The organism is uncultured Dubosiella sp. (assembly GCF_964018005.1).
Lineage (GTDB): Bacteria > Bacillota_I > Bacilli_A > Erysipelotrichales > Erysipelotrichaceae > Dubosiella > Dubosiella muris.
In genome coordinates this window covers 25,583-37,143 of the sequence record NZ_CAXHOA010000020.1, presented here as the reverse complement: position 1 = coordinate 37,143, position 11,561 = coordinate 25,583, and the positions used below count along the sequence as shown (strand labels likewise).

Genomic DNA, 11,561 nt, shown 5'->3' with positions numbered 1-11,561 from the left:
GTTGTGGAAAGAGGGAGAAGGCGTGTTTCTGGTTTTGAGAGATCGAACGACCACCTTGCCGCTGGCGAGGTTTTTTTTATTGGCATATGGAATGAAAGCTGTTTTTCTTTTTGTTTAAATAGAATCAGGAGATGATGTGCAATGAACAATTCGTCGAAGGAGGAAAACAAAAAGGTCCTGCTGGATCCCCAGCCGGCTTTACAATTTATTTTCGCGATGTTCGCCCTCTTTACGTGGCTGGGCGTTCTCGTGAAAGTGCCAAACGATTCCGCCATCACGATGGGAATTTTGGAAATTTCACTGGGCGCGGCCGCGTTTGCCGGCAGCATTTTAAATTTGATTCGTGGTGACCAGCAAGGAAACATCAACTTGATTTTGTCCGTTATTCTTGGCTTTTCGGGCGGTATCACCCAAATCGTTTCCGTGGTCGCCCATCAAAACCATTTGGTGTTCCATCCCTGGATTAGCAGCGTCGTGCTTTTGGTCGGCGCGATTTACATGGCGTGCTTTTTGCCGCTTTTGACAAAAAAGCCGCTTTATCAGCTTGTTTCCCATTTGAGCGTTGTGCTCGGCTTTTTATTTTCGTCGTTATCCATGCTGCTGGCCCAGCCTTCCTGGCGGGTGATCGGCGCGTGGTGCTTGTTTGTGTTTGCCTTGACGGCTCTGTATGCCGGCATCAGCAACATGTACAACGAAATGGGAATCCGCATTTGGCAGGGAAAAAGCCTGGCGGATTATTTAAAAAAGTAGAAAAAGAAAACGAAAGAGCTTTGGACGGATCCACGTCCTGTGTTCTTTCGTTTTTTCTTTTATTTTTGTGTTCGATGTTCCGGAACGACGATCGCAAGTCCGCCAAGGGCGCTTTCCTTCAACTCGATTGGAAGCTTTTTTCCAGTTAAATTCATTGTTTGCACAACCATGTCGAAGCTGACCCGGTTTTTTTTGACATTCCGTAAATATTTCGCCAGTCTGGCCGCGTCGATCGAACGTTGCGCCGCCACCGCGTTGCGCTCAATGCAAGGAATCATCACATAGCCTCCGACCGGATCGCAAGTGAGGCCAAGATGGTGTTCCAGGCCGATTTCCGCGGCGCATTCGATTTGGGAGTTGGTTTGTCCTTGCAAAAAGGCGATCATGGCCGCTCCCATGGAACAGGCGGCGCCAACTTCAGCCTGGCAGCCGGCTTTGGCTCCCGAAATTGTCGCGTTGTACTGGATCAAATTGCCAATCAGCCCGGCGACTTTCAAGCCCTTGATGATTTTCCCTTTTGGATACTCCAAGTCGTAGTAGTAGTGGTAGACAAGGGCGGGGAGCACTCCGCAGCTGCCCATCGTCGGCGCTGTGACCACGGTTCCACCGCTGGCGTTTTGCTCGCTGGCCGCGTAGGCGTAGCTTGCTAGAAGAAGGGCGTTTTGCTCCGTGATGTCGTCGCAGCTTTTCGCGGACTGGTTCAAGGCGCTGGCGACACGGTCAAGCTGAAGGGAGCCAGGCAGCACGCCGGTTTTTGACAGTCCTTTTTTTACGCTTTTGATCATGGCGCTGAAAATCGCCTTCATGTACGTGTCAAAGTCTTTTCCTTCGATTTGATCGACGTACTCGTCAAAGCCGAGATGGTGTTTTTTGCAGTAGGCGTGAATCTCGTCCATCGTCGTCTGCGGATAGATGTTGTCGCCATCCAGCGCTTTTTCGCCATCACGTTCAATTTTGCCGCCGCCAATGGACACGAAGGTGTGGCTGGCGCAAGCCTTGCCGTTTTCGAAGACGTCGAAGCGCATCGTATTTGGATGCTGCACAGGACTTTTGATGTCGAACACGATAGAAACCGGAAGCGGTTTCAGCGTTTTTTTGATAATCATATCCGTTAAATGGCCGCGTCCTGTCAAGGCGAGCGATCCGTAGAGCGTCACCCGGACCTCGGTCGCATTGGGATAGGTTTGTTTGATGTATTCGCTGGCGCGCATCGGGCCAAACGTGTGAGAGGAGCTTGGTCCGGGGCCGATTTTGAAAATTTCTTTAATACTTTGCATAGTTTTGATTTCTCCACTTCCACCATTATACTTTGTCCTAAGCGATTTGTAAGGTTGAAAACGGTTTTCATGGATGGATGAAAAAGAATGAAAATTTTCTTGATTTTATGTGAAGGTTTGGGTATCATTATGACATATTATGGGAGGAGACATACAATTATGAAAGGTAACATGTGGAAAGTACTGGCCTCTGGTGCCATGGCCGCATCCATGCTGGCCGGATGTTCCGCCGGTTCCGGGAATGCCGGCGGTGCCGAAGGAAAAACACTGAATGAAGGGGATACCGTCAAAATTGGCTTGAACTTCGAGTTGAGCGGGGATGTGTCCAGCTACGGGCAGGCGGAGCGCAACGCGGCGCAGCTTGCGATTGAACAATACAACGCGCGGACGGATACGAAATTCAAAGCGGAAGGCGTGGAAGTCGACGACAAAGGCGACGCGGCCGAAAGTACGACGCAGGCCGTGAAGCTTTGCACGGAAGATGGCGTAGCGGCTATCGTCGGACCGGCGACTTCGGGCGCTTCGATCGCGACATACGCCGTGGCGGATGAAAACAGCGTGCCGGTTATTTCGCCGAGCGCGACGCAGGTGAACGCGATGATGAACGGGGACAACGCCTACGAATACGCTTGGCGCGTTTGCTTCGAAGATTCGTATCAGGGCGCCGCGATGGCGATTTACGCGGCCGACACCCTCAACTGTAAAAAGGCGGCTATTATCAACGAAACATCGGATTATGGTCAGGGACTGGCCAACCAGTTTGAAGAAACGTTTAAAGAGCATGGCGGAGAAGTCGTTGCCCATGAACAATACAACGCGGGCGACACCGATTTCGCTTCGATGCTGACATCCATGAAAAGCAAGGATTTCGACGTCCTCTACATCGCGGGGTACTATTCCGAGGCGGGTCTGATCATCAAACAGGCGCGTACCGATGGAATCGACTGCCCGATTGTGGGCGCGGACGGCTTTGAGTCGGAAGTGCTTTCCGAGCTGGCCGGCAAGGAAAATCTGAATCAAGTATGGTATACGACGGCGTACACGACCGTGGACGCCTCCGACGAATTGAACGCGTTCATCGAAGCGTACAAAGCGAAATACGATGAAACGCCGAATATGTTCTCCGCGCTGGCTTACGACGCGACCAACCTCGTTCTCGACGAGCTGGAAGCGACAGGAAAGACGGGCGCGGAACTGAACGAAGCCATCAAAAAGGCGGAATTCTCCGGCATTACCGGATCTTTCACATTTGACGAGGCGACCCATACGCCGGTCAAGAGCGTCATGGTCGTGAACCAGGTCGATGGCGTGCAGACGGAAGCAACGGAAGTCACAGTCGACTAATCAACCTTTGCGAGTTGAAAGGGGAAAGCGATTTCCCCTTTTTTCCAATTTAGAAAGAGAGTGATAAAATGAGCCAATTTCTTCAACAAGTCGTCAATGGATTGTCGCTTGGCAGCATTTACGCGCTGGTGGCGCTAGGATACACCATGGTGTACGGCATCATCAAACTCATCAACTTCGCCCATGGCGACGTGTACATGATCGGCGCGTATGTCGCCTTCATCGTGACGACGTATTTCGGGTTCGGCTTTTTTCCAGCCCTGATTACTTGTATGGTCGTCTGCGGTGTGCTGGGCGTTTTGATCGAGCGAATCGCGTACCGGCCGCTGCGGCACGCCCCGCGGATTACCGCCCTGATCACGGCGATCGGTGTTTCGTACGTGATCGAGTACACGACCGCCTATTTCATGGGCACGGAAAAGCGGACGTATCCGCAGCTGTTGTCCAACGCTTCGTTTAATTTGGGGCCAATCAAAATCACGACCCAGCAAATTTATATTTTTGTGATTACCATCGTTTTGATGATTATTTTGCAGTTTATTATTCAAAAGACGAAAATCGGCCGGGCGATGCGCGCGGTCAGCACGGACGAGAACGCGGCGCAGCTGATGGGAATCAGCGTCGACACCACGATTTCGTTCACATTCCTGATTGGATCGGCTCTGGCCGGCGCGGGCGGCATCCTGGTTGGAATTTACTACAATTCCATCAACCCGCTTATGGGAATGGTTCCTGGACTGAAGGCGTTCGTCGCGGCTGTTTTCGGTGGTATCGGAAGCATTCCCGGCGCCTTGATCGGCGGTTTGTTTATCGGAATGGCGGAAACGATGGTCGTCGCGTATGGCAGTTCGTTGTACCGCGACGCGATCGTCTACGCGATCTTGATTGTCGTGCTGATTGTAAAACCGGCCGGACTGCTCGGAAAAAATCAAAGAGAGAAGGTGTAGGCCATGTCGAAAGGTATTTTTAACAAAGTCAATTTGATGTGGATCGTTTCGATCGTCGTTTTATATCTTGTGCTGTCTTTGATGATGTCGGTTGGCATTATCAACTCCTACTATAAAATCACGTTGTTCAACATTTGTATCAACATCATGCTGGCGGTTTCGCTCAATCTTGTGATCGGGATTTGCGGCCAGTTCTCGCTTGGACACGCCGGATTTATGTGCATTGGCGCTTACAGCGCGGGTGTCATTACGAAAATGATGCCCAATTACTTTGGTCTGCTGCTTGGTTTGATTGTCGGATTCGTCATTTCCGCGATCGCGGCTTTGATCGTTTCCGTGCCGACATTGCGGCTGAAAGGCGACTATTTGGCGATTGCGACGCTGGGGTTTGCCGAAATCATCCGGATCCTTGTGCAAAACATGAAAATCACCAATGGCGCGGCCGGCTTGAGCGGCATCCCGCCGTTGACGACGTGGCCATTGCTTATGCTTGGTGTGGTGGCCACGATCGTGATTTGCTGCAACTTCACAAGGTCGGCGCCGGGTCGGGCGTGCATCGCGGTGCGCGAAGATGAAATCGCGGCCGAGGCGATGGGAATCAACACGACGAAATACAAGGTCATCGCGTTTGTGATCGGGGCGCTGCTGGCCAGCGCGGCTGGCGCGCTGTTCGCGTGCAACTTCTATGTGATCAAACCGACGCAGTTCACCTTCAACAAGTCGATTGACATCTTGGTAATGGTCGTGTTTGGCGGCATGGGCAGCATGACCAGCTCTGTTCTGGCGGCCATCGCGATTGGCTTGCTCAATATGGTGCTGCAAAACTTCACCGATGCCCGGATGATTATTTACGGCGCGATTTTGGTGATCATGATGATTTTTAAACCGGATGGCTTGATTGGAAACAAAGAGCTTTCGATGTCCAAAATCGCGAAGAAGTTCAAATCGAAGAAGGAGGTACGCTGATGGAACCCGTTCTTGAAGTGAAAAACCTGACAAAAAACTTTGGCGGCCTTTGCGCGGTTTCCAACGTTTCGATGGAAATCATGCCTGGCGAGCTCATCGGGCTGATTGGACCCAACGGCGCGGGCAAGACGACGCTGTTCAACTTGCTGACGGGCGTGTACGAGCCAAGCGAAGGGTTGATCGAAATGGATGTGGATGGCAAGAAACGGCAAATTGGCGGGTTGAAGCCATACAAGATCACGGACTATGGCGTCGCCCGCACATTCCAAAACATACGACTGTTCAAGTCGATGACAGTGCTGGAAAACGTGCAGGTGGCGATGCAGCGAAACATTCGTTACGGAACGATGACCGCAATTTTGCGACTGCCGAAATTTTACTCGGAGGAGCGCTGGGTGCGTGAGAAAGCCGAGGAGTATTTAAAAGAAGTTGGTTTGTATGGCAAGCGGCACGAGCTGGCGACCAACTTGCCGTATGGCGAGCAGCGCCGTTTGGAAATCGCGCGGGCGCTGGCGATTCAGCCCAAGATCTTGTATTTGGACGAACCGGCCGCCGGCATGAACCCGCAGGAAACGGCGGACTTGACGAATCTGATTCATAAAATCCGGGAGAAATATCATTTGACGGTTATTTTGATCGAGCACGACATGTCGCTGGTCATGAATATTTGCGAACGGATCTACGTGCTGGATTATGGCAAGATGATCGCCAACGGCACGCCGGAGGAAATCAAAAACAACGAGTTCGTCATCAAGGCGTATTTAGGGGAGGAGATCTAGTATGGCTATGCTTGAAGTCAAGGATCTGCATGTCCACTATGGCATGATCGAGGCGCTCAAGGGCGTTTCGCTAACGGTGGAAGAAGGACAGATCGTCTCTTTGATTGGCGCCAACGGCGCGGGGAAGACGACGCTGCTTCAGTCGATTAGCGGGATCGTGAAAAAAAGCGGCGGCGAGGTAATGTTTCTTGGCAACGACATATACAAAGCCTCTCCGCAAAAAATCGTGGCCCAGGGATTGACGCAGGTGCCGGAAGGACGGCGGATCTTTACCGGTCTTTCCGTGTACGAGAATTTGATGATGGGCGCCTATTTGCGGAAAGACAAAAAAGGAATCGAGGAGGATCTGCAAAAAATCTACAAACAGTTTCCGATTTTGGAGCAGAGAAAAGGGCAGGACGCCTCCACGTTGTCGGGTGGCGAGCAGCAAATGCTGGCGATGGGACGCGCCTTGATGGCCAGGCCGAAGCTTTTGCTGCTCGATGAGCCAAGCATGGGACTGGCGCCGATTCTGGTCAAGGAAATTTTTTCGATCATTCAGGAAATCAACCAGACCGGCACGACCGTTTTGCTTGTGGAACAAAACGCGAAAATGGCGTTGTCGATCGCGGATTACGCGTACGTTCTGGAAACCGGAAACGTCGTGCTGAGCGGTTCCGGGCAGGACCTGATCGAATCGCCGGAAATCCAAAAAGCGTATTTAGGAGGATAATATGTTTAAAGTAAAAGATTTTATGACCAAGGACGTCATCACGTGCGAACCGGATGAGAAGATCACAAAGGTCATCGACTTGATGAATACGAAGCATATTCATCGTCTGCCTGTCGTGGACGCCAACGGGAAACTGACGGGCATGATTACGGAAGGGATGATTGCCGGAGCCAACAATTCGGCAACATCGCTGTCGATTTTCGAATTGAACTACCTGCTTTCGAAAACCGACGTCAAAACCGTCATGATCAAAAACGTCATCTCGATTCGCGAAAACGAATTGATGGAAGAGGCGGCGCAGAAAATGCTTCAAAACGATATCGGCTGTCTTCCCGTCACGGACCGGGATGGAAAAGTTGTCGGGATCCTGACGCAAAACGATATTTTCAAGAGCTTCCTGAACGTGCTGGGCTGGGAAAATACCGGATCGCGCATCACGCTGGAAGTGAAAGACGAAGTCGGTGCGCTGGAAAAGATTTCCAAGATCTTCGCGGATCAGGCCGTCAGCATTTCGAACATTGGCGTGTACGCTTCGCAAGACGGCGTGGCGAGCATGGTCATTCGCAGCGATACGACGCAAATCGACCCGATCACAAAAGCGCTGGAGGAAGGCGGATACACCGTCCAGGAAGCGCTGGTGATTGAATAAAGAAAACGACGGCGAAAACCGTCGTTTTATTCGTCAATCTTGTATGTATCCAAATCGTCCGGAAACGGAATGGAGGAAAGCTTGTCGTAGTCGGACACACGAATCGTAATGGCGATGGACGTATCCAGCGCGTGCTCGTCGATCTTTTGAGCAAGGTCGGCGTCAATGCGCAAATCGGTTACGACGCCATCATTGATTTTCGCTTCCAATGTGGCGTGGTCGACATCGACGGAGCCATAGGCGTCAAGCAGTTTGGCCAGTTCGCCTTTGTTGATGTCGAACGAATACGTGTCGCCCTCTTTTTTCCCGGAGGTAAACACTTGTTTCAGTTCTTCGTCCGTCATGTCGAGAAAGGGATCCAGATTGGTTAGCTTGGAATCGGTCTTCAGCCCGATTTTTTCGATGACGCTTTGCGTTTTCACCCCCATGGAGTTTAAATAGGTCTTTCCGTCCTTGATGTAAAAGTCAAGGAAGTTGTCCTGGGTCCGGCCGCCCGCTTTTAGGCTGGACGTCGCGGCGAGCGCGAGTTGGTTTTTTTGATCGAAATAAAGGTTCGCTAGAATTTCACTGGGGTCGTCCTCGTTCATGACGATATTGAACTCGACATGGGCGGAGTCGGCTTGAAACGTATGGTGAAGCGCGTTGAAAAATTCAAGAGAGAGATCGGCTGGCGCGTTCTTTGAGCATGCAGTTAGTCCGAATCCGAAAATTAATGTTAGTATGAAGATGGTTATCTTTTTCATATGGCCTCCGTTTTCGCCATTTTAAAATGAAACCTTCTGATTTGTCAAAGAAAGGACACAATGTTATGGTGCTGATATATTATGGAAAACAATACGCGCTACGCGACCAAGTTGCCGAAGTGCTGGAACAAATGCACGTTCCGTATGTCGAACTCGGGGACGAAGACCTCGACCGGACGCTGAAAGAGCTGATCCAAAAAGAGGAATCCACAGCCTGTCTGGAAGGCGAACGCGACATCTTTATGTATTTTAGCGATGTGCCTGTCGACACGATTGAGAAAATCGACGACGCGCTGAAAGCCAAAGGCATCCACATCGTGCACAAGGCGGTCAAAACCGACACGAACCTTGGATGGAAACTATCGGATTTGCTGGATCACATCCACGCGGAAGCTTCCTATTTTCAAAAACGCGAAAAGTTGCGTACGCTTGTTTCCCATCCGGATCCGGTTCTTTTAAGCACGAATCCCAAATACCGCGATTTAATGGTGATGGGCTTCGAGCTGCTGGAAGAAACCGATGTGCCTGAAAAGATGTATGACACAGCGATTCATTTGATCGAAACCTTTCCCGAACACGCATGATACACGAAGGCCCCGTCGCTTGATGGGGCTTTGTTCATAAAAGACAATCTAGTTTTGAAAAGACGAATGTGCTATTTTTAATTCGTTCAACATTCGTTCGAATCAGAAGGCCAGGAGGTGGATGGAATTGAAGAAAAAAATCACAATCGGCATTTTAGCCCATGTCGACGCCGGGAAGACGACATGCATCGAAAGCATGTTGTACAAGAGCCACACGATCAAAAAAGCCGGGCGGGTCGACCACCGGGATTCGGCGCTGGACTACGACGGACAGGAACGGGAACGGAAAATTACGATTTACGCTAAACAAACACGGTTTGCCTGGAAGGAAAACGAGATCTTCGTCATCGACACGCCAGGACACATTGACTTCTCCACGGAAATGGAACGCAGTTTGCAAGTGCTGGACGCGGCTATCTTGCTGATCAACGCCCAGGACGGGGTGCAGTCCCACACGGAAACGATTTGGAACTGTTTGCAGCGCTACAAGATCCCGACATGGGTTTTCGTCAATAAAATGGACATCAGCTTTCAAAGCCGGCAGGATTTGATGGCGGATCTGGAACGCCGCTTGTCCGCCAACTGCATCGACATGGAAGAGGAAGGCCGCGAAGAGAAACTCGCGATGGTCAACGACGAGCTGCTGACACACTACACCGAAGACGGAACGCTTCCGCTTTCGCTTTTGCAGGAAGCGCTTTGCCGCCGGGAATGGTTTCCCGTTTATTTTGGCAGCGCCCTCAAGCACGAAGGAATCGAGGCGCTGCTGGACTCGATCACCACATACACCCTTGAAACGTCGTATCCAAAAGAGTTTGGCGCCCGCGTCTTCAAAATCAACGAGGAAGGCATCGCCTTCATCAAGATGACTGGCGGGACGCTAAGTCCCAAGGAAGTCGTCGAAGGCGAGAAGATCGACCAGATTCGCGCGTATCAAGGCGAAAAGTACACGCTGGTCCAGCAAGCGTCGGCAGGTGACATCGTCGGTTTAAAAGGAGCGCCGTCTTTGCGAATCGGCCAGGGGCTCGGCTTTGAAAACGATCAAAAAGAATCGCTGCTCAACGCCTGTCTGGAATACGAACTGCTGCTGCCCGAAGGCGTCGACGCCGTGACGATATGGCCGTTTTGCGAAAAACTAGCCAAATCCGATCCCGGTCTGGAGCTGGCCTACCACGAGCGCAGCAAGACGATCTCGCTTTCGCTCATGGGCGAAGTCCAAAAAGAAGTGCTGCAGCGACGCATCGAGGAAGGCACCGGCATCCGCGTCGGCTTCACGCAAGGAAAAGTGCTTTTCAAAGAAACCATCGCCTCTCAAAGCTATGGCGTCGGCCATTTCGAACCGCTGCGCCACTATGCCGAAGTCCACGTCGTATTGGATCCTTTGCCGGCGGGCAGCGGGATCCAAATCGTCAACGAAAACAAAATCGAGAATTTGTCGTTGGGCTGGCAGCAGCAAATTTTGAACGCATTGCGCTACGCCCACAAAGGCGTGCTGACCGGAGCGCCTGTGACTGACATCAAAATCCGCTTCATCGCCGCCAAAGGCAACCTGAAGCACACCTCGGCCCAGGACTTCGCGCAGGCGGCCCGGCGGGCGGTTCGCCACGCTTTGCGGAAAACGAAATCCGTTCTTTTGGAGCCGTATGCCGATTTTGAAATCCGCACGCCAACGACGTCTTTGTCGCGGGTGCTTTACGAGCTGGATCAAAACAAGGCGGAATTTGCGATTGGCGACAGCGACGAGGAAATGAGCGTCATCACCGGGAAAGGCGCAGTGCGGCTGTTCATGAACTTTCAGAGCAGCTTGTACGCCATATCCAAAGGGCGGGGCCGGTTTACGATGCGCTCCATCGCCTACGCTCCATCCCCGGAGCAGGAATCGCTCGTCGAACAAGCGGGATACGATCCGGACGCCGATTTGCGTCATCCGACAGGCTCGGTGTTTTGCGCGCAAGGATCGGGCTATTTCGTGCCGTGGGACGAAGTGGAAGAGCACATGCATTTGCATCCGCTCGAAACGCACAACGAGACGACGTACCGTAGCGTGCGCTTCAAGGTAGGCGACGAGGAGGCCCGGCGCGTGTTCGAAATGCAAAGCGGGCGCAATCAAAAGGAAAAACAAGTCCAGCCGAAAAAGAAAGTCAAGGCGGACTTGTCGTTCGAGGAAGTGAAAATCGAGCCGCGCAAGCCGACTTGTTTAATTGTGGACGGATACAATATGATTTACAGCTGGGCCTCGCTCAAGGAGCTGGCGCGGGTGGATTACGATTCGGCCCGGGAGCGGCTGCTTGACGCCATTTCCAACTACCAGGGATACAAGGATATCGAGGCGTATGTGGTATTCGATGCCTACCGGCGCAAGGAAAGCGTCGGACGCAACGCGCATCGTGGCAAGATGAATATAGTCTTTACCAAATACGGGCAGACGGCGGACGCCTACATTGAAAAGCTCGTGCACGATTTAAAAAAGAAGTACACGCTTATCGTGGCGACGTCCGACGGGCTCATTCAAAACTCGATTCTCGCCCAGGGTGCCACGCGGCTTTCGGCCCGGGAGCTGGAAAGCCGCGTCATGCGCACGAACCAGATCGCGTTCGAGCATTTGAAATAAGGGCGGAAACGAAGGCTTGGGGGGCAAGCCAGGCGGAAGGGAGAAATAGCAATCCTTTCCGCTTTTTTTGAAGGCGCCGGGAGTGAAAAATGCGCTCTTTTGATGGAAAAAGGCGAAAAAAAAAGCGGGAATCCATCCGCCAACGTAAAAAAATCCTTTATAGTATATAGAAATTTCACAAAAAATTCAACGTTTCATT

11 protein-coding genes are annotated in these 11,561 nt (G+C 51.8%); 9 read left to right on the top strand and 2 right to left on the bottom strand.

Annotated features, from left to right (window positions below; genetic code table 11):
* Positions 1-141: 141 nt before the first annotated feature.
* The gene (locus ABNS49_RS11915; RefSeq protein ID WP_135981022.1) at positions 142-750 is read left to right on the top strand and encodes a hypothetical protein; all 609 of its coding nucleotides are present in this window, start codon (positions 142-144) and stop codon (positions 748-750) included.
* A gap of 59 nt (positions 751-809) precedes the next feature.
* Here the strand turns inward: ABNS49_RS11915 and ABNS49_RS11910 are convergent, their stop codons facing one another.
* Positions 810-2,027, bottom strand: coding sequence for an L-serine ammonia-lyase, iron-sulfur-dependent, subunit alpha (locus ABNS49_RS11910; protein ID WP_288341864.1), 1,218 nt, complete (start codon positions 2,025-2,027; stop codon positions 810-812).
* 159 nt (positions 2,028-2,186) lie between these two features.
* Here ABNS49_RS11910 and ABNS49_RS11905 point away from each other — a divergent pair, with 159 nt between their 5' ends.
* The 6 genes from ABNS49_RS11905 (at position 2,187) to ABNS49_RS11880 (ending at position 7,424) form a co-directional block, all read left to right on the top strand.
* Positions 2,187-3,371 carry an ABC transporter substrate-binding protein gene (locus tag ABNS49_RS11905; RefSeq protein ID WP_135981024.1) on the top strand — a complete coding sequence of 395 codons (1,185 nt, stop codon included), beginning with the start codon at positions 2,187-2,189 and terminating at the stop codon, positions 3,369-3,371.
* Positions 3,372-3,439: 68 nt separating this feature from the next.
* Positions 3,440-4,318 carry a branched-chain amino acid ABC transporter permease gene (locus ABNS49_RS11900; RefSeq protein ID WP_135981025.1) on the top strand — a complete coding sequence of 293 codons (879 nt, stop codon included), beginning with the start codon at positions 3,440-3,442 and terminating at the stop codon, positions 4,316-4,318.
* Between the two features lie 3 nt (positions 4,319-4,321).
* Positions 4,322-5,284, top strand: coding sequence for a branched-chain amino acid ABC transporter permease (locus ABNS49_RS11895; RefSeq protein ID WP_135981026.1), 963 nt, complete (start codon positions 4,322-4,324; stop codon positions 5,282-5,284).
* The gene (locus tag ABNS49_RS11890; protein ID WP_135981027.1) at positions 5,284-6,063 is read left to right on the top strand and encodes an ABC transporter ATP-binding protein; all 780 of its coding nucleotides are present in this window, start codon (positions 5,284-5,286) and stop codon (positions 6,061-6,063) included. Before ABNS49_RS11895 ends, ABNS49_RS11890 begins: the two co-directional genes overlap by 1 nt.
* A gap of 7 nt (positions 6,064-6,070) precedes the next feature.
* Entirely contained in the window at positions 6,071-6,775 is a 705-nt protein-coding gene (locus tag ABNS49_RS11885; protein WP_135981058.1) for an ABC transporter ATP-binding protein, read from the top strand.
* 1 nt (position 6,776) lies between these two features.
* Positions 6,777-7,424, top strand: a complete 648-nt coding sequence (locus tag ABNS49_RS11880) for a CBS and ACT domain-containing protein (protein ID WP_135981028.1) — start codon at positions 6,777-6,779, stop codon at positions 7,422-7,424.
* Between the two features lie 26 nt (positions 7,425-7,450).
* Here the strand turns inward: ABNS49_RS11880 and ABNS49_RS11875 are convergent, their stop codons facing one another.
* Positions 7,451-8,167: a hypothetical protein gene (locus ABNS49_RS11875; protein WP_135981029.1), complete on the bottom strand. Its 717-nt coding sequence runs from the start codon at positions 8,165-8,167 to the stop codon at positions 7,451-7,453.
* Positions 8,168-8,232: 65 nt separating this feature from the next.
* Here ABNS49_RS11875 and ABNS49_RS11870 point away from each other — a divergent pair, with 65 nt between their 5' ends.
* Together ABNS49_RS11870 and ABNS49_RS11865 are read left to right on the top strand one after the other, a co-directional pair.
* On the top strand, positions 8,233-8,751 hold the full coding sequence (locus tag ABNS49_RS11870) for a DUF3783 domain-containing protein (protein WP_168353639.1): 519 nt from the start codon (positions 8,233-8,235) through the stop codon (positions 8,749-8,751).
* 121 nt (positions 8,752-8,872) lie between these two features.
* Positions 8,873-11,362, top strand: coding sequence for a translation factor GTPase family protein (locus ABNS49_RS11865; protein ID WP_135981031.1), 2,490 nt, complete (start codon positions 8,873-8,875; stop codon positions 11,360-11,362).
* The last annotated feature ends 199 nt before the right edge of the window (positions 11,363-11,561 follow it).